This window comes from Streptomyces sp. NPDC015032 (assembly GCF_043080425.1).
In the GTDB taxonomy this organism is placed as follows: domain Bacteria; phylum Actinomycetota; class Actinomycetes; order Streptomycetales; family Streptomycetaceae; genus Streptomyces.
Genome location: NZ_JBIBVN010000001.1, coordinates 284698 through 303095, shown reverse-complemented (window position 1 = coordinate 303095; position 18398 = coordinate 284698). Strand labels below are relative to the sequence as shown.

Below are 18398 nucleotides of genomic sequence, written 5' to 3'. Positions count from 1 at the left end.
GGCGGTGTGCGCCCCCCCGCGGGGCCCCGCGCCGTGAGCGCTGGGGGGGGGCCCGCGCCCGGGGGGGGGCCGCCCGGTCAGAGGCCACCCGACAGGCTCCGAACCCCGCGCCGCACACGGCCGGGTACCGACCTCCGGATCAGCCGGACCTGTTGTTGGAGAGACCATGGACGAGGCCACGCCCGAGACCCTTGCCGCCATCCCCGGACACCACGCCGCCGTCCGGCCCGATCACATCGCCATGATCCACCTCGGCACCGAGGTGACGTACGCCGAACTCGACCGCGAGAGCAACCGCACGGCGCACGCCCTGCTCGCCGCGGGGCTCGTCCCCGGCGACCGGGTCGCGTTCCTCGGCATGGAGTCGCACCGCTACTACGAGATCGCCTTCGCCTGCGCCAAGAGCGGCACTGTCCTGGTCCCGGTCAACTGGCGGCTCACCGAGAGCGAGGTCGAGCACCAGCTGCGGGACTCCTGCGCCAGGCTGCTCTTCGTCGAGGAGGAGTACCGCGCCACCGCCGAGCAGGTCGAGGCAGAACTGCCGGAGCTGAAGCACATCGTCGCCATGGACGCGGCAGGGCGGCGCGGCGCGGGCTTCCTGGACTGGAAGTCCGCCTTCCCGGACACCGGTACCGGCTACCGCCCCGATCCCGCCCAGCCCGTCGCCCAGATGTACACGAGTGGCACCACCGGGCTGCCCAAGGGCGTGGTCCTGCCGCACCGGAGCTTCTTCGCGCTGGGCCGCGCGATGGACGAGCACGGCCTCGACTGGGTGGACTGGAAACCCGGCGACAGGAGTCTGATCGGGCTGCCGGGACTGCATATCGCCGGGCTCTCCTGGTCGATGCAGGGTTTCACCGCGGGCGTGACGAACGTGATCATGCGGATGTTCGTCGCCCAGGAAGCGGTCGCCCTGATCCGGGACGTGGGTGTCACCACCACCTTCGTCGCCCCCGCCATGCTCCAGATGATGCTGGCCGAGCCCGCCGCGTCCAAGGAGACCTTCGCGACGCTGCGCAAGGCGGTCTACGGCGGCTCACCGATCGCCGAGGAACTGCTGGTCCGCTCCCTCGACGTGCTGGAGGCCGACCTGGTGCAGGCGTACGCCGCCACCGAGACAGGCAATGCCGTGGCGCTGCTGCCGATGCCCGACCACACCCCGGGCAGCCCGCGGCTGCGGGCCGCCGGACGGGCCTGTCCGGGTGTGGAGATACGGATCGTCGCCGACGGCAGAACCTGTGCCGCCGGTGAGACGGGCGAGGTGTGGGTGCGGTCGCCCGCGGTCATGCTCGGCTACTGGAACCTGCCGGAGGCCAGCGCGCAGACCCTGACGGACGGCTGGCTGCGGATGGGCGACGCCGGCTATCTCGACGAGGACGGCTACCTCTACCTCTGCGACCGGATCAAGGACACGATCATCGTTGCGGGGGAGAACGTCTACCCCGGCGAGGTGGAGGAGGCACTCGGCAGGCATCCCGCGGTCGCCGAGGTGGCGGTCATCGGGGCGCCGCACCCCCGCTGGGGCGAGGCGGTGCACGCCTGTGTGGTGCTGCGCGAGGGCATGCGCGCGACCCCGAGAGAACTGATGCTGTCCCTGAAGGGGCGGATCGCCGACTTCAAGATCCCGGTCCGGTACGACTTCCTGGACGGCCTGCCCCGCAATTCGACCGGCAAGGTGCTCCGCCGCGAACTGCGGGACCGGTTCTGGGCAGGGCGGACCAGCAAGATCCACTGACGGCGGGGCCGGCCCGTCACCGGAAACCGGGGCCGGCACCGCCACTGGAATCCAGGGCCGGTGCCGGCCCCGGATTCCGTTGTCAGCCCCGCTGTGGGCCCGCCGCGCTCCGGCGCAGCCGGCGCGACAGATCCGCGGCCAGTGCCATGGCCTGCTCGTAGAGGTAGAAGTGACCGCCCGGAAGTTCGCTGAACCCCAGGAACGTGTCCGCCCGATCGGCCCAGGCGCCCATGGCGCCCCCGCCCAGGAACGGGTCTAAGGCCCCGCCGTAGGCCACGACCGGGCAGTCGACCCGCGCCCCGTCGTCCGTATAGCCGTTGACCACGGTGAAGTCGGCGCGCAGCACCGGGAGTACGAGATCGAGCAGCTCGCGGTGGCCGGTGACCTCCGGCGGCAGACCTCCGAACTCCTCGACACGGGCGAGGAACTCCTCGTCGGACAGCTGGGCGACGGGCACCAGGTTCGGCCGGTGCGCGCTCCCCTCCCATCCCGACACCGCGAGCAGGGCCGGAGCGGGGGCGCCGTCCTTCTGGAGGGCGAGGGTCAGCCGGTACGCGATCAGCGCACCCATGCTGTGCCCGAAGAACGCGAAGCGGCGCCCGTCGAGGTCGTCCTCCAGGGCCTCGTACACGGCCTCGACGAGTGTGTCCAGATCGGTGAACGCGGGTGTGGAACGGCGGTTGTGCCGGCCCGGCAGCTGGACCGCCGCGACCTCCACGTCGTCGGGCAGCATCTGCGCCCAGCGCGTGTACGTCGCGGCCGATCCGCCCGCGTGGTGGAAGACGTAGAGTCTGCATGCCGCGTCGGGCCGTGCCCGGCCGGTGTGGAACCAAGCGGCGCCGAGCCCCGCGTTCTCCTGGACCATCTGCCCCTCCCGCGCTTGTGCCGCGACGGGCGAGGACCTCTTGCCCCCGGTCCCGCCCCGCGTCCGTACCGCTCGACGCTAGGCGACGGGCGGGGGCCCGGACAATTACCTGGCGGGTAATCGACACTGCCGACACGGCGCGCGGAGGGCCGAGGAATCGACGCGCTGCCGAAGAAGGCCGCCGGGGAAACCGCCTGAGAGCCTGCCGGGTGACCTTCGATCGGGTAGCGGACGCGGTCTGGTGCGCGCGCTCAACGGCCGGTCGGCAGCAGGGGAGAGCCCTCCGGCACCGCGGTGCGCAGGTGGTTGTTCCAGTGGTGGGAGTGGAGCGTGCCCGCGGTGTGCGTGTCGGCCGGGTAGAACGTCTCGATGGTCAGCTCGGCCAGTGTGATGTCGACGGGCGCCACGAAGGTGGTCACGGCGCTGAAGAAGCTCAGCTCGGTCCCGAGTGCCCGGATGTGCAGCGGCATCGCGACCTGGTGGATCTCCGAGGGGTCCGGGCAGATCGGTTCCGTCTCCAGCAGACCCGGCGGGTACCGGTAGGCGCGGACCTCCTCGTACAGGCAGTTGAGCCGCTCGTCATCGGTGAACACGGCATCGCGCCGCAGCCGGGAGAGCAGATGCCCGCGCCACTCGGAGAAGTTGGTGATCCGCCGCGCCATGCCCTGCGGATGCAGCCCGAGCCGCACGACGTTGACCGGCGGGAGCAGCAGTTCCTCGGCCACACCGTCCAGCAGCGCCATCGCCGACCGGTTGGCCCGGAACAGGACCGAGACGGAGTCGAAGACCAGGGCGGGGTACGGCTCATGGCCGGTGAGGAGCCGTTCGACGGCCTCATTGGCCCGGCCCGTCTGTGACTCGCCGATCGGTGTCTCCTCATAGGCCGGTGCGTAACCAGCGGCCATCATCAGGCGGTTGCGCTGGCGTACGGGCACGTCCAGCTGGTCACAGAGCCTCAGGAGCAGTTCGCGGCTGGGCCTGGCACGTCCGGTCTCTATGAAGCTCAGATGGCGGCTGGACGTCTCGGCCAGCAGGGCGAGCGCCAATTGGCTCAGATTGCGTCGGTGGCGCCACTCCCGGAGCATGGGGCCGATTCGATGGGGCTTCGTGTGACCGCTGGGCATCGTGTGTCCGCGCATTAACCCATCGTAAGCAGGTCGACTACGCCGTTCCCGGCCCGGCTGTGAGCTGTAATAAACTTTGGCCGGAAAGATTCGCCTGCGGCCGTGACGGCTGTTTATCCCCGCCCGTCATGTTGCTGACTTCCTCGTAAATAAACGGAAGCCGGCGAAAAGAATCCGGACTCCTTGATTCCGGGCTTCCCCTGTCGCGGATCTTCCTGTCGCGGGTCTTCCTGTCGCGGATCTGCCGGCCGCGGCGCTGCCGGTAACCGGCTTTCCGGTCCTGGGCTTCCTGTTCCTGGTCCTGGGCTTCCCGGTACCGGGCCCGCGGTGCCGCGCGCCCGTCCGGCATCCGGGCGGGTCAGTAGACCGTCAGGGCCGTATCAGTGCCCCCTGCCAGAATCGCCGACGTGCCGAGTCGTGCAACTTCCGGCCACTTCCGTGTATCCGCAGCTTTTGTCTCCGCAGTGTCGAGCGCCCAGCACCTCGGAAGGAAGACCTCGAATCGTGGAATCTCCCCCCGGGACCTTCGGACAAGTCGCTACGAGTGGTTCGCGACCGACCCGACCCGTGTTCCTCAGCTACGACTCGTATATCGCCGGACGTGAGGTGCCGGCAGCAAGACACGTCTACACGGTGAAGACGTCATCCATTCTTGATGATGTCTTCAAGAGCCTGACACTCAAACGGAAACTGGAACGTGGTAAAGCCGATCCCGCGGACGCGGCGGACTTTGTCGTGGGACGCTGCGCGCTGGCCGACGACGAAACGGTCGAGGAGGCCTCCCGAAAGGCGGCCGAGGCGGCCCGGATATGGGCACGGTTCCCGCTGGAGCAGCGCCTGAGGCTGGGCCGGGGAATCCGCGAACGGCTGCTCCACCGCCACCTGGAGTTCGTCGATCTGCTCATCGCCGAGGGCAACCCGCGGGCGCTGGCCGAATGGCAAGTGGCCGGACTGCTGGAGATCTTCAGCGACGAGACCCTCGGCTGGTGCGCCCGGCAGATGGAACAGGGCATCGAGCACGGCAACCGGCGGATGACCGTACGGCGCGTGGCGGACGGTGTGGTCGCCGTCAACCCGCCGCAGAACGCGCCCGCCAGCAGCGCCCTGTTCGGGATCACCCCGCTGATCGCCGGCAACGCCGTCGTCGTGCGGGCCCCCCGCAGCGCGCCGCTCGGCGTCATGTACGCGATGCGCGAACTGGTGGCCCCGGCACTCGACGACATCGGAGCGCCCCCCGGCACGCTGAACGTCTTCTGCTCCCGCCCCGGGCCCGCCATCAAGAGCTGGCTGGAAAGCCCGCACATCAACGACATCTTCTACACCGGGGGCGTGACCACCGGCCTGGAGCTGGAGCGCAACTGCGTCGCGCACGGCAAGAAGCCCGTCCTCGAACTCGCCGGCAACGACGCGGTGCTGATCTGGCACGACGCCGACATCGAGGCCGCCTGCGAAGCCCTCGTCGAGTGCTTCTTCGGCTCGGGGCAGATCTGCATGGTCCCCAACCAGGTGATCGTGCACCCCGCCGTGGCCGAACGGCTGCTGGAACGGCTGCGGCTGACCGCGTCGCTGATCCGCCCGGGACTGCCCGAGGACCCCGGAGCGCTGCTCTCCCCCGTACTGCGCAGCGAGCGCTTCTACGCCTACGTCCAGGACGCGCTGGACAAGGGCGCCACCCTGGTCCATGGCGCCCGGCGGATGGAGACCGACGGAACGCCCTCCGACACCGGCCTCTTCCTCGAACCGACCATCCTGCGGGTGGACGGCCTCGACCACTGCCGGGACATCGAGGCGGTCGCCGAGGAGACCTTCTTCCCGCTGCTGCCGGTCATCGTGCCCGAAGCCGCCCCCGACGACGAACTTCTCGACCGGATGCTCGCCTACGTCAACAGCAACCCCTACGGGCTCCGCAACTCGCTGTGGACCAGGGACGAAGCGGTCGCCGACCGCTTCGTGGACGAGGTGTACAACGGCGGCCTGCTCAAGGTCAACGACTCGCACATCGGCTTCCTGCCCTATCTGCCGACGCACGGCGGCACCGGACGCACCGGCGGCGCCTTCGGTGAGGCCAACTACCCGATGCTGCGCACCACTCATCTGCAGGGCGTCTCGCGCGCCACGGGGGTACGGCCGCGCGAGGCGGTGTTCGGGGCATACGCCGAGTTCGCCGGCGCGCGCCCGGAGCCGTCGGCGGACGTCACGCCGGATCACAACTCTGAGGAGCAGTAATGCAGTTCATGCAAGCAGACCGCGAATCCTGTGAGGCGCTGCTGCCCGGCCTGCTGGACCGGCTGGCCGAAGTCCCCTTCGCCGAGCTGGAGTCCGGCAACAGCCCCGCCGTGGGAATCTTCCGCGACCACGGAGGATCCAATCTGCTGGTGCCCGCCGCGTTCGGCGGCGCGGACGCCACGGCGCTGCAGGCGGCCCGGGTGGTGCGCGCCCTGGGCGCCGCGGCTCCCTCGCTCGCCGTGGCGACCGCCATGCACCACTTCTCGATCGGCACGCTCTTCGGCGTCGCCGACACCTTCGCGGACGGCACCGACCTCGACGACATGCTGCTGAAGCGGGTCTCCCAGGAACGTCTGCTGGTGGCCTCGGCCTTCGCCGAGGGCCGCACCGAGCAGGGCATCCTCAGCCCCACCATGGAGGCCCGGCCGGTGGACGGCGGGTATCTGCTGACCGGTTCCAAGAAGCCGTGCAGCCTGTCGAAGTCCATGGACCTGATCACCGCGAGCGTCGGAATGCGCCGGCCGGACGGCTCGGTCGACATGGGCTTCCTGATCCTGCCCGCCGACACCCCCGGTATCAGCGTGCACCCCTTCTGGAAGACCAGCGCGCTGCTGGGCACCGAGAGCAACGAAGTGCGTCTGGAAGACGTGTTCGTGACGGACCGGCAGATTCTTCAGCCGCCCGCCGAACTGGCCGAGGAGCTCAGCGAGCTCCAGGAGGTCGGGCTCATCTGGTTCCAGATGATCGTGTGCGCGGCGTACACCGGTATGGCCAGCTCCCTGGTCGAGCGGGTGCTGAAGCGCGGACGCGGCTCCGGCTCCGACCGCGGCGCGCTCGCCGTCGGCATTGAGACCGCGGCCGCGCTCACCGAGGGACTGGCCCGGCGCGTCATGGACGGCGACACCGGCAACGACGGGCTCGCGGCCGCCCTGGTCACCCGGTTCGCCGTGCAGAAGCTGATCGCCGAGACCACCGCACAGGCCGTGGAGATGCTCGGCGGCATGGCCTTCATCTCCTCCTCCGACATCGCGTACCTCTCCGCGGCGACCCACGCGATCGCCTTCCACCCGCCGTCGCGCACCAGCACCGTCGACGGCCTCCTCGACTACTACGCGGGCCAGCCGCTGGTTGTGGCATGACAACGGGAGCGACCACGATGACCACCACGCACACCGGCACCGCACCGGCGCCCGCCACGGACCCGTACACCGACCTCGTCACCCGCTACCGCCGCTGTCTGAGCAAGGGCCGTGCCTCGCTCGGCGAGATGTTCGGCGGCGATGTGGAGGTCGCCGCGGAGGGCCCCTGGATCCACACCGCTTCCGGGAGCCGCATCCTCAACTGCGGCGGCTACGGGGTCTTCCTGATGGGCGCCCGGCACCCCCGGGTCGTCGCCGAGGTGACCCGGCAGCTCAACACCAACCCGGTCGCCACCCGGCTGCTCCTCGAACCCGCCGTCGTCGACGCGGCCGAGGCGCTGATCGACGTCGTCCCCGCCGGACTGCAGAAGGTGCACTTCGCGGGCTCCGGCGCGGAGGCCGTGGAAGGCGCCATCAAACTGGCGCGCGCCCAGGGCCGCACCCATCTGATCTCCATGGACCTCGGCTACCACGGCAAGACCATGGGCGCCCTCAGCCTGACCGCGAAGGACGTCTTCCAGGAGCCGTTCCGGCCGCTGCTGCCCCAGGTCTCGCACGTCCCGTACGGCGACGCGGCCGCCCTGGAGGCCGAACTGGCGCGCCACCCCGGAGAGGGCTGCGTCATCGTCGAGCCGGTGCAGGGCGAGGCCGGTGTGATCGTGCCGCCCGAGGGCTATCTGCGGGACGTCGCACGGCTCTGCGGCGAGTACGGCGCGCTCTTCGTGCTCGACGAGATCCAGACCGGCCTCGGCCGCCTCGGTACCTGGTGGGGCGCCGACCGGGAGGGCGTGGTGCCGGACATCCTCCTGGTGGGCAAGGGGCTGGCCGGCGGTGTGGTGCCGGTCTCGGCGCTGGTGGCGACCCCCCAGGTGTTCCGGCCCTTCGACAAGGACCCGTTCATCCACACCTCGACCTTCTCCGGCAACCCGCTGGCGATGGCCGCGGCCCGCGGCGCGCTCGCCGCCATCAAGGAGGACTCCCTGGTGGAGCGGTCCGGCGAGCTGGGGCGGCTGCTGCTGACCGAGCTGGAGCGGATCGCCCGCAAGGTGCTGGGCCACCGGCTGCTGGAGGTGCGCGGAGCGGGCCTGCTCATCGGCCTGGAGTTCACCGTGCCGGGACTGGCGGGCGACCTGCTCCTGGAACTGATCGGCGCCGGTGTCCTCGCCAACCACTCGCTGAACTCCTCCACCGTCATGCGGCTGACGCCACCGGCGGTGCTGAGCCAGGACGACGTGCAGTTCCTTCTCGACGCGTTCGAGAAGGCCGCCCTCGCCGTCCTCGCCTGACCCCCGGACCGCCGAGCCTGTCGGGCGACCTCCGACCGGGCAGCCACGGATTGGCACCCGACAGGCTCTCAGACCGACCCCCCGACAACTGGAGCGGTATCACCGTGAGAAGCATTCATCTCCTGGTGGCCCTGGCCGCCGAGAACCCCTCGGCGGCCTTCGGGACCATCGCGGACTTCACCCGCTTCGCGGACATCGCGGAGGACATCCACGGCGTGGAGACCCACCCGCCCGCCACCCCGGACGCGCCGCGCGACAGCGACTGGGAGGTGAACTTCCGGCGCGGCATCATGCGCTGGAACGAGGCGGAGACCCTCGATCCGGAGCGGCTGCGGATCGAATTCGACCAGACCGACGGCGACTTCGAGGAGTTCCGGGGCAGCTGGCAGCTGACCCCGGCCGGCCCCGGCACCGAGGTCCGCTTCGAGGTCACCTACGACTTCGGCATCGAGAGCCTGGTGGGAATCATGGACCCCATCGCCGAGCGCGTGATCAAACGGGCCATCTGCTCCGTACTCGAAGGGCTCTTCGGCTCCATCACGGTGCTGGAGGGCGGTGAGGCGCTCACCGATCTCCCGGAGCCGGCCTCCTCGCTCTCCGCCCGGGGAGGCGCCTGATGGACGCGCTCAACCGCTTCGACACCAAGGCCACCTACCGGCTGATCCGGCTCGAATACCTCTTCGCCCTCGGCGTCGCCTTCTACTTCTTCTTCCGTCACCTGGGCGACATCCGCTGGTGGCCCTTCGCCCTGCTCTTCGTCTACATCGACCTGATCGGCTACATCCCCGGCGCCATCGCCTTCCACCGCAGCAGGACCAAGCGGATCCCGAAGGCGTACTACGTGCTGTACAACACCATGCACAGCATGGCGACCCAGGGCGTCGTCGCGCTGCTGTGGATCCTGCTGATCGGCAACGAGTGGGCCCTGCTCGCCCTGCCCATCCACCTGTGCGGGGACCGGGCCCTGTTCGGCAACTTCCTGAAGCCGTTCGGCGTCAGCTTCGAGCCGGTCGTCCACCCGCAGTTCGCCGCGCTGGAAGCGGCCGTGGAGCAGGGGCCCGGCCGGAACCCGGCCGCCGCTCCCGCCCCGGCCGCCGCCCGTCAGTCCGCCACCTCATGACCTCGCCGATCGGCACGGCGCGGCGGCCGGTCGTCGAGACCACGGTGTGGAGCGCCGCCCGGAAGTTCCCCACCGGGGTCTCGGTGGTGACCGTGGGCAGCGGGGACGCGGTGCACGGCAGCACCGTCAGCGCGTTCTCCTTCGTCTCCCACGAACCGCCGCTGATCTCCGTCTGTCTGCAGAACGACAGCTCACTGCTCCCGCGCATCACGCAGCAGGGCGTCTTCACCGTCAATGTGCTCGCCGCCCACCAGTCCGCGCTGGCCCGGCACTTCGCCAGCCGCTCCCGGAGCCCGGGGCGCGCCCAGTTCCAGGGGGTGCAGTGGACACCGGGCGAGGACGGTGTGCCCCGGCTGCGGTCCGCCCTCAGCTGGCTGCACTGCCGGGTCCACGAACGCGTCCCGGCCGGGGACCACATGGTGGTGCTGGCCACCGTGACAGCCTGCGCGGCCGAGAGCGACCGGGCCCCACTGCTGTACTTCGCCGGGCATCTTCACCCCGGTCACATCCGGATCGAGGAGGAAACCACATGACCACGCCGATTCCCGCCGAGGCCGACTGGGACCAGGCCCCCGGGCTCCTCGAAGGAGCCATGGACCTGGAGCTCACCGCGGCGGACTGCAACCTCCGCTACTGGCTGCAGGCCGTACCGCAGGGCACCCTGCGCGGCCGCCCCGACGGACACGACCCCGCCCTCACGGTGGCCCCGTACATGATGGAGGGACCGTTCTTCGAGGCCATCGCCCAGGAGTACGCCTTCCGGGCCCTGGCCGAGGAGAAGGCCACCCGGGTGCTGTCGTACCTGGTCCCGATCGCGCCGGACAACGACACCATGGAGTTCTACGCCACCCAGGTGCTGGACGAGTGCCGGCACGCCATGGTCTTCCGCAACCACCTGCTGGCGCTCGGCGTCGCCCCCGAGCGGCTGGTCGAGGCGGTGGACACCTTCGCCTCCCCGTACAAGGAGAGCGTGCTGGGGCCGCTGGAGCAGCGCAGCCTGGAAATCATGCGCGACGACCGGGACTTCATCGGCGGCGTGGTGATGATGACCATCATCCTGGAGGGCGCCCTCGCCCCCGCGGCCGAACTGAGCGAGCGCAAGTGGCGGCCGCTCGACCCGGCGGCCGCGGAGATCGACAAGGGCGCGGGCATCGACGAGATCCGCCATCTGACGGTCGGGGCGGACATCGCGCGCCGCCATCTGATCGACCACCCGCAGGACCGGGGCCGGGTCGTGGAGCTGATCCGCCGCGGCATGGACATGTGGGAGGAGCTTCCCACCCACGACATGGTGCACTGGCGCGAGGAGCGGTTCCAGGAGGGGCTGCGCCGCCACGGCGACGTGGTGGGCGACTACGAGATCTGGCCGGGCCGCCGGCTGATCGACACCACCCCGCAGGAGCGCCAGGACACCGCCGACAAGTGGTCCGACGACATGAAGGCCAAGCGCCTGAAGTACATGGGGCTGGAAGAGGCCCTCGCATGACGGGCCCGGCCACGGCCGGCCGGCCGGCCGGACCGGCCGCGGTGCTGTGCGGGCTCGGCGCCTGGCTGCCGCCGAAGGTGGTGACCAACGAGGATCTCGTCGCCCGGCTCGACACCTCGGACGAGTGGATCCGCACCCGTACCGGCATCCGGCAGCGTCATGTGATCGAGCCCGGCATGTCCACCGGTTCGCTCGCCGTCGAGGCCGGGGCCAGGGCTCTGAAGTCGGCGCAGCAGGACTCCGTCGGCGCGGTGGTCCTCGCCACCACCACCCCGGACCGCCCCTGCCCGGCGACCGCTCCCGAGGTGGCCGCCGGGCTCGGCCTGGACGGCGTACCGGCCTTCGACATCGGGGCCGTCTGCGCCGGGTTCGTCTACGCGCTGGCGACCGGTGCCGGTCTGATCGCCTCCGGCACGACGGACGACGTCCTGGTGATCGGCGCGGACGCCTACTCGACGCTGCTCGACCCCGAGGACCGCGCCACCGGCCCGATCTTCGGGGACGGTGCCGGAGCCGTCGTGCTGCGCCGTGGCGAACCGGGGGAGCCCGGGGCGCTCGGCGGATTCGACCTGGGCACCGACGGGCACCTCTCCGACCTGATCGAGGTGCCGGCCGGGGGCTCGCGCCAGCGGGGCAGCGGCATACCGGCCGGGCCCCGGGACCACTACTTCGCCATGCAGGGCAAGCAGGTGTTCCGGCACGCCGTGCTGCGGATGACCGGCTCCGTCCACAAGGCCGCCGGCCGGGCCGGCTGGACCGTCGGGGACATCGACCGGCTCGCCGCCCACCAGGCCAACTCCCGCATCCTGGACGCCCTGACCGAACAGATCGGGCTGCCCCGGGACCGGGCCCTGTCCAACATCGACCGGGTCGGCAACACCGCCGCGGCGTCGGTTCCGCTGCTGCTGGCCGACTCGGCGGCCGACGGGACCCTGCGCGAAGGCCACTCGGTGGTGCTCACCTCCTTCGGCGGCGGCCTCGCCTGGGGCTCCACCACGCTGCGCTGGCCGCGGCTGGACGTCGTCTGACCCGCACGACCACATCCGTTCCCCTCCGTTCCCCTCCATTCCGTCCCACCCGTGTGCGTACACCGTTAAGGAGACAGAGATGCCCAGCGTTCTCGACCGGATCACCGAGGTCCTCGTCAGCCGGTTCGGAGTCGAGCCGGAGGAGGTCACCGAGGACACCACGATGCACGATCTCGACCTGGACTCCCTGGCCCTGGTCGAATTCGCCCTGGTCGCCGGTGGTGAGTTCAACATCCAGATCGGCGACGAGGAGATCGGCGCGGAGTCGTCGGTCAAGGACCTGATCGCCCTGATCGACAGCAAGAGCGCGGTGCTGTGAACTCCGGCCGCGACAGCGCCGGGGCCCGTGACATCGCGGTCACCGGTCTCGGCCTGGCGACCCCCGCGGGCATCGGCGTGGCGGAGAACTGGACACGCGTCCTGGACGCCGGACCGACCGCGGCCCCCGATCCCGGACTGGCGGGCCTGCCGGTCGACTTCAACTGCCGCGCCGCGGACTTCGACCCGGTGGCCCACTTCGGCCGGCGACGGGCCTGGCGGCTCGACCGCTACGTACAACTGGCCCTGATCGCCGCGGCGGAGGCCGTCCATGAGAGCGGGCTCGACCCCGCCGGCTGGGACGGAGCCCGGGTCGGCGTCGTCCTCGGCAACGCCCTCGGCGGCACCGCCACCTTCGAGCAGCAGGTCCGCACCCTCGACCGGCAGGGAGCGGCGGCCGTCTCCCCGATGCTGGTGCCGATGTCGGCGGTCAACATGGTGTCCGGATACGTGGCCATGGAGTTCGGCGCCCTCGGACCCAACCTCGTCACCGCCACGGCATGCGCCTCGGGCGCCACCGCCATCGGCACGGCCCGGGACCTGCTGCGTTCCGGTACGTGCGATGTGGTGATCACGGGAGGCACCGAGGCGAGCCTGACCCCGACGGTGCTGACCGGCTTCGCCCGGATGGGAGCGCTCTCCAAGCGGCGCGACGATCCGGCCGCGGCCTCCCGCCCGTTCGACACCGACCGGGACGGATTCGTCGCGGCGGAGGGTGCGGGGGTGCTGGTGCTGGAGCGGGAGGCCGACGCCCGCGCCCGCGGCGCCCGGGTACGGGCCCGGCTGAGCGGGTACGGGGCGTCGGCCGACGCCCATCACGCCACCGCCCCGGACCCCGAGGGGCGCGGCGCCGAACGCGCGATCCGTACGGCACTGCGCGACGCGGGGGTGGCCCCGGACGAGGTCGACCACGTGAACGCGCACGGCACCTCGACCCCGCTCAACGACCTCACCGAGTCCCGGGTGCTGAAACGGGTCCTCGGCACACGCCCCGCGGTGACCTCGTCCAAGGGTGTGACCGGGCACTCGCTCGGCGCCGCCGGAGCCATCGAAGCGGCGCTCACCGTCCTCGCGCTGGAACAGGGGACCGTGCCGCCCACCGCGAACCTCGACAGCGTCGATCCCGCCATCGAGGTCGACATCGTGGCGAAGGCGCCCCGGGCCCTGCCGATCGGAGTCGCCCTGAGCAACTCCTTCGGATTCGGGGGGCAGAACGCCGTACTCGTGTTCACCGCGGCCTGACCACCGCGCCACCGGCCCGGCCATTCGGCTCGACATGAAGGAGAAACGCTCATGCCCGCCCGACAGGACTCTCTGACCATCTCGCCGACAGGCTCCTTCGAGGAGCTGTCCGAACTGGTCAAGCAGGCCGGGCTGATGGATCCCCGGAAGGACTACTTCACCTTCAAGATAATCTCCAACCTCGTGCTGTTCGGGGCCTGCTGGGCGGCCCTGTTCTGGTTCGGGGACACCTGGTGGCAGCTGGTCACCGCGGTCGTGCTGGGACTGGCCTTCGTCCAGACCGGCTTCATCGCGCACGACACGGGTCACAAGCAGATCAGCAAGGCCAAGGTGCCCTCCGAGATCCTGGGTGCCTTCCACATGAACCTGCTGATGGGCACCGCGTACGGCTGGTGGATCAACCACCACAACAGGCACCACAGCAACCCCAACAACCTCGACCGCGACCCCGACACGATGCGCAGGCAGGTCATCTTCGACGTGGACGAGGTGCCGGCGAAGGCGACGAGCGGCTTCCGGCGGTTCGTCATCCGCTTCCAGTCGGTGATGTTCTTCGTGCTGCTGGGGCAGGAGGCATGGCGGCTGCACGCGTCCGGCTTCAAGGCGGCGCGGGCGGGCGGGCTGCGCCGCCCCGTCCTGGAGCTCGGGCTGATCGGGGTGCACGCCGTGGTCTGTCTGGCGGCCGTGTTCACCGTGCTGTCACCGCTGACCGGCGTGGTGTTCGTCCTCGTCAACCAGGCGGTGTTCGGTCTGTACCTGGGTGCTGTTTTCGCCCCGAACCACAAGGGCATGGTGGTCTACCGCAGCGATGTCCAGCTCGACTGGCTCCACCGTCAGGTACTGACGTCACGCAACATCCGGTCCAGCCGGCTGACCGATTTCCTGTACGGGGGGCTGAACTACCAGATCGAGCATCATCTCTTCCCCGCCATGCCCCGGGTCAATCTGCGGTATGTACGGCCGATGGTCATGGACTACTGTGCGGAGCACTCCATCCCGTACTGGGAGGTGTCCGCCTGGGCCTCGTACCGCGAGGTGGCCCGCTTCCTCGGCAAGGTCAGCGAAGAGGCCCGCAACGGCACGGAACCGCAGGCTGCGTGAGTGTCACGGCCGGTCCGCCGCCGCCGGACCCGGCGGCGTCGCGCGGCTTCGGGGAGAGCCGGGCCCGCGTGCCGGATGGTACGTGGGCCCTCAGCCGCACCGGCCGGGCCCGGACATCCTTGGCAATTTTTTTGCACACCCACTGAGAATGGGTTTATCACGCGCCGGTTGAGTCGTCAATTACTGGGTGGGTAATGGACTTTGCCAAATGCCCTACTGCACAGTTGGCTGAGTGGGGGGCGTACTCGATAAACATCCGACGAGTGGCGGCCCTTCCCGACGGTCAACGGACGATTGGACGCGGGGGGATTCGTGACATTCAGGGTTCTTGGCTCAGTGGGAATAACGAACGGGAACGGCCTGACCGCCTTACGCGGGGCGCGGCAGTGCACACTGCTCGCGCTGCTGCTCCTGAAGGCGGGGGAACCGGTCACCAAGGAACAGTTCTTCGAGGAGCTGTGGGAGGAGGGAATACCCAGCCAGCCCGGAAACGCGTTACAGGCCCAGGTGGCCAGGCTGCGAAAGGTGCTCCGCGCGGAGTTCGGTGACGAGTTCGTCTGCCGCAGGCTGATCACCCGGCCCTCCAGCTACGTCCTGGACATCGATCCGCTCGAAGTGGACGTGCATCTCTTTGGATCCCTGACGAAACAGGCCCGCGCGTTGACGCGGAGCGATCCGGCGGCCGCGAGGGAACTGTTCGACCGGGCCCTGTCGCTCTGGCGCGGTGCGCCGCTGGAGGGCGTCACCGGTGGCCCGATCTGCCAGAGCGCCGCCGCGCAGTTCGAGGAGAACCGGCTCTCGGCCGTCGAGACGCGGATACAGCTCGACATCGCGATCGACGGATATGCCCAGGCCGTCAGCGAGTTGAAGATGCTCGCCTACCTGGCGCCCTGGCGGGAGCGGCTGTTCGAGCTGCTCATGGTGTGCCTCTACCGCCTCGGTCGTCAGGCCGAGGCCATACAGACCTACAACCAGTTGCGCAGCCGCCTGGTCGAGGAGTTCGGAATGGAGCCCTCGCCGAGCGTCAAGAACTGCATGATGGCGATCCTCAACCAGGACCCGGCGCTCGGCGGCGCCGAACGGCTCGTGGTGGCACGCAACCCGCTCGGTCCCCCGGTCTCCGCGGTCGCTTCCTGACCCCGCGGTCCCGGCGCGCCGATACCTCTTCCACGTATCCCGGAAACCGATTGCCGATGACGGAGGAATTTCTCGTGACGAAGCCCGACCGGTCCCCTGCACCGGATGCGCCGAAGACGGAACTCGACGAGGTGCGCGACCTGATTCTGCGGTACCCGGGCGTTGCCCGCGCACAGCTGGAGCGCACGGCCGGGGGCCGGCTCACCGCGCGCGTCCAGGGCTGGGACCATGCAAATGATCTCTCGCCCACCGGGCCGCTGAGTGAACTCGCCGAGATCAATCCGCACGAGACGCGTTTTCTCTACGACGAGATATTCTCCGCCGAATCCTACTTGCAGGGCGGCATCACTCTGCGCGAGGACGCCGTCGTCTTCGACGTGGGTGCGAATATCGGAATGTTCAGCCTCTTCGTCGGTGCCCGCTGCCCCTCCGCCGATGTATTCGCGTTCGAGCCGGTGCCCGATGTCTTCGATGTACTGCGCAGCAATGTCGAGCGGCACGGCGTGTCCGCGCGGCTGCTTCCCTTCGGGCTGTCCGACCGGGACCAGGACATCGTCTTCAACTTCTATCCGGGCATCTCGATCATGTCCTGCCGCAGCGACTACGCGGACCTGGACAACGAGGTCGACCTGATCAAGCAGTACGTCGCGAACACCCGGGAGACCGGCGCCGCGGGCCGGGACGACCATCTGGCCCAGGTGGAGGCCCTGGTCGCCAAGGACTTCGAACTCACCGAGCGGCACTGCCGGCTGCGGTCGCTGTCCGAGGTGATCGAGGAGACCGCGGTGGCACGCATCGATCTGCTGAAGATCGATGTGCAGCGGGCCGAGCTGGACGTCCTGCGGGGCGTCGAGAAGCGTCACTGGCCCTTGATCCAGCAGATCAGCATGGAGGTCCACGACGAGAAGGGCACCCCGACCGAGGGCCGGGTGCAGCTCGTGAAGGACCTGCTGACCGCGAACGGCTTCCGGGCCACCGTGGCCGAGGAGGACCTGCTGCGCGGCACCGGCCGGTACGCCGTGCAGGCGGTGCGCCCCGAGTACGTGGACGACCCCCGGCCGGTGGTGGCCTCCGCCGAGTCCGGCAGGCCGCGCCTCGACCCCCGGGCCATCGCCGGCTGGCTGGCCGAACACTGGCCCGCCGGACGCCTTCCGGACGAGATCGTGCTGGTCGACAGCCTGCCCCCGCGGGACTGAGCGACCGGCCGGGCGACCGGGCCGACGACCGCACCAGGCGGAAGACCCCCGGGCCGTCGGGCCCGGGGGTCTTCCGCACGGCGGGGGCGGCCGTCAGGCGGACGCCTCCTCGGGCGTGGTGGCCAGCAACGCGTCCAGTTCTGCCAGCGCCTGGTCGGCGGCCGCGGCGGCAAAATCGCTGTCCGGGTCGCCGGCCAGGCCGAAGAATGTGTTCAGCAGCTGGCCCTCGGCGGCCTCCAACTGCTCCGGTGTCGGTCCCATGACAAGCTCCCGGGTCTCGGATCGGGTCGGGTCAGGTCGGATCGGTTCAGATCGGTTCAGGTCGGTTCAGGTCGTTTCAGGCCGATCCGGTCGAGGCCGTACGGCCGGACCACTGCCTCAAATGGCGTTGGCGGCCCTGAAGATGTGGAGGAGCCCGCTCAGCCGGGCCTCGCCCTGGAAGGCCACGTACTCCGGCAGCACCAGCGGCGCCCACTTCTGCTTGTACGCCAGCTGTGTCTGAGCCGGGTACACGGCGGCGCCGTTGGCGAGCAGCCATCGCATGAACCAGGCGAACCCCCGGCTGGCGCCCGGCACTTCGTACTCCGTGTCCAGACCGGTGAACGGCGTGAAGCCGAAATGCAGCCAGTCCGCGCCCTCGGCCGTGAAGGTGTCGATGGCCGTCCTGTTGATGGCCTCCATGATGCCCGGCACCTTGTCCGGAAGACGGCGGCTGAGATCGTGCAGCCAGCCGCTGCGACTGCCATGGGCGGGGGAGTAGGAGATGTATCCGACGGGCTTGTCGTCGATCCGGCCCACGAAGAGCCGGCGCAACGGCTGTGCCTCGCCGCCCAGTTCACCCACCAGGAACTCCAGCGGCTTGGTGTGGTCGCCCTTGCTGCCCAGCCAGGCGCGGTCGACCTCCGCCACCGCCTGAGCGCACTGGGCCAGCGGACTCTCCGTCACGGTGAGCCCGGCCCGGAACGAGCGGGCGATCTTGTTCCGCAGTTGCATGAAGCGGGTGCCGCGCAGGCTGAATTCGGCCAGGTCGATGGCGTACGAGGCACCGATCTGGTTCACGGTGAAGCCATGCTCGGCGTACAGGCCGGTCTCCGCCCGCTGGAGCTGGACCGACACGACCTGGCGCTCCTGGGCGGCGGCGAACTCCAGGAAGCCCTTCAGCAACCGGCCCGCGGCGTCCGGGGGAGAGAGGGGGCCCCCGAACTGGACCAGATACGGCCCGGAGGTCCGGTACACGATCACTCCGGGCAGCCCCGGCAGTGAGAAACGGGAATTGCCGCTGCTGAGAGCCAGGAATCCGCTGGGATTGTCACTGAACTCCGCAACCGCGCGGAGCGTGTTGTCGAAATCGATGCTGTCTGCCGTGACATTGGATGTCATCCTGCACGCCCCACG

General features: G+C 69.9%; 18 protein-coding genes. 14 read left to right on the top strand and 4 right to left on the bottom strand.

The window, feature by feature from the left end; translation table 11 throughout:
* The first annotated feature begins 166 nt into the window (after positions 1 to 166).
* Positions 167 to 1735 carry a long-chain-fatty-acid--CoA ligase gene (locus ACF08M_RS01300; RefSeq protein WP_392183173.1) on the top strand — a complete coding sequence of 523 codons (1569 nt, stop codon included), beginning with the start codon at positions 167 to 169 and terminating at the stop codon, positions 1733 to 1735.
* Positions 1736 to 1817: 82 nt separating this feature from the next.
* Here the strand turns inward: ACF08M_RS01300 and ACF08M_RS01295 are convergent, their stop codons facing one another.
* A complete protein-coding gene (locus ACF08M_RS01295; RefSeq protein ID WP_392183172.1) occupies positions 1818 to 2600 on the bottom strand; it encodes a thioesterase II family protein in 783 nt (260 codons plus the stop codon).
* 251 nt (positions 2601 to 2851) lie between these two features.
* Positions 2852 to 3685, bottom strand: a complete 834-nt coding sequence (locus ACF08M_RS01290) for a helix-turn-helix domain-containing protein (RefSeq protein WP_392183171.1) — start codon at positions 3683 to 3685, stop codon at positions 2852 to 2854.
* Between the two features lie 672 nt (positions 3686 to 4357).
* On the opposite strand from ACF08M_RS01290, the gene ACF08M_RS01285 reads away from it, so the two are divergent.
* The 13 genes from ACF08M_RS01285 to ACF08M_RS01225 all read left to right on the top strand — a co-directional run bounded on the left by ACF08M_RS01285 (position 4358) and on the right by ACF08M_RS01225 (position 17003).
* Positions 4358 to 5950, top strand: coding sequence for an aldehyde dehydrogenase family protein (locus ACF08M_RS01285; RefSeq protein ID WP_392183170.1), 1593 nt, complete (start codon positions 4358 to 4360; stop codon positions 5948 to 5950).
* Complete coding sequence (locus ACF08M_RS01280; RefSeq protein ID WP_392183169.1) at positions 5950 to 7089, top strand: acyl-CoA dehydrogenase; 1140 nt, start codon at positions 5950 to 5952, stop codon at positions 7087 to 7089. The genes ACF08M_RS01285 and ACF08M_RS01280 overlap by 1 nt, the downstream gene beginning before the upstream one ends.
* 17 nt (positions 7090 to 7106) lie before the next feature.
* Complete coding sequence (locus ACF08M_RS01275) at positions 7107 to 8375, top strand: aspartate aminotransferase family protein (protein ID WP_392183168.1); 1269 nt, start codon at positions 7107 to 7109, stop codon at positions 8373 to 8375.
* A gap of 104 nt (positions 8376 to 8479) precedes the next feature.
* Complete coding sequence (locus ACF08M_RS01270; protein ID WP_392183167.1) at positions 8480 to 8992, top strand: type II toxin-antitoxin system RatA family toxin; 513 nt, start codon at positions 8480 to 8482, stop codon at positions 8990 to 8992.
* Complete coding sequence (locus ACF08M_RS01265) at positions 8992 to 9495, top strand: hypothetical protein (protein ID WP_392183166.1); 504 nt, start codon at positions 8992 to 8994, stop codon at positions 9493 to 9495. The genes ACF08M_RS01270 and ACF08M_RS01265 overlap by 1 nt, the downstream gene beginning before the upstream one ends.
* The gene (locus tag ACF08M_RS01260; protein WP_392183165.1) at positions 9492 to 10028 is read left to right on the top strand and encodes a flavin reductase family protein; all 537 of its coding nucleotides are present in this window, start codon (positions 9492 to 9494) and stop codon (positions 10026 to 10028) included. The genes ACF08M_RS01265 and ACF08M_RS01260 overlap by 4 nt, the downstream gene beginning before the upstream one ends.
* Positions 10025 to 10981: a VlmB-like protein gene (locus ACF08M_RS01255; protein ID WP_392183164.1), complete on the top strand. Its 957-nt coding sequence runs from the start codon at positions 10025 to 10027 to the stop codon at positions 10979 to 10981. The genes ACF08M_RS01260 and ACF08M_RS01255 overlap by 4 nt, the downstream gene beginning before the upstream one ends.
* Complete coding sequence (locus tag ACF08M_RS01250; RefSeq protein WP_392183163.1) at positions 10978 to 12009, top strand: beta-ketoacyl-ACP synthase III; 1032 nt, start codon at positions 10978 to 10980, stop codon at positions 12007 to 12009. The genes ACF08M_RS01255 and ACF08M_RS01250 overlap by 4 nt, the downstream gene beginning before the upstream one ends.
* Positions 12010 to 12088: 79 nt before the next feature.
* The gene (locus ACF08M_RS01245; protein ID WP_392183162.1) at positions 12089 to 12328 is read left to right on the top strand and encodes a phosphopantetheine-binding protein; all 240 of its coding nucleotides are present in this window, start codon (positions 12089 to 12091) and stop codon (positions 12326 to 12328) included.
* Entirely contained in the window at positions 12325 to 13569 is a 1245-nt protein-coding gene (locus ACF08M_RS01240; RefSeq protein ID WP_392183161.1) for a beta-ketoacyl-[acyl-carrier-protein] synthase family protein, read from the top strand. The genes ACF08M_RS01245 and ACF08M_RS01240 overlap by 4 nt, the downstream gene beginning before the upstream one ends.
* Before the next feature lie 51 nt (positions 13570 to 13620).
* Entirely contained in the window at positions 13621 to 14670 is a 1050-nt protein-coding gene (locus ACF08M_RS01235; protein WP_392183160.1) for a fatty acid desaturase family protein, read from the top strand.
* A 336-nt stretch (positions 14671 to 15006) separates the two neighbouring features.
* Positions 15007 to 15807, top strand: coding sequence for a BTAD domain-containing putative transcriptional regulator (locus ACF08M_RS01230; RefSeq protein ID WP_392183159.1), 801 nt, complete (start codon positions 15007 to 15009; stop codon positions 15805 to 15807).
* 74 nt (positions 15808 to 15881) lie between these two features.
* A complete protein-coding gene (locus tag ACF08M_RS01225; protein ID WP_392183158.1) occupies positions 15882 to 17003 on the top strand; it encodes an FkbM family methyltransferase in 1122 nt (373 codons plus the stop codon).
* Positions 17004 to 17096: 93 nt separating this feature from the next.
* On the opposite strand, the gene ACF08M_RS01220 is transcribed toward ACF08M_RS01225, so the two are convergent.
* Together ACF08M_RS01220 and ACF08M_RS01215 are read right to left on the bottom strand one after the other, a co-directional pair.
* A complete protein-coding gene (locus ACF08M_RS01220; RefSeq protein ID WP_392183157.1) occupies positions 17097 to 17264 on the bottom strand; it encodes an ABC transporter ATP-binding protein in 168 nt (55 codons plus the stop codon).
* 117 nt (positions 17265 to 17381) lie between these two features.
* Positions 17382 to 18383, bottom strand: a complete 1002-nt coding sequence (locus ACF08M_RS01215; protein ID WP_392183156.1) for a phosphatidylglycerol lysyltransferase domain-containing protein — start codon at positions 18381 to 18383, stop codon at positions 17382 to 17384.
* Between the last annotated feature and the right edge of the window lie 15 nt (positions 18384 to 18398).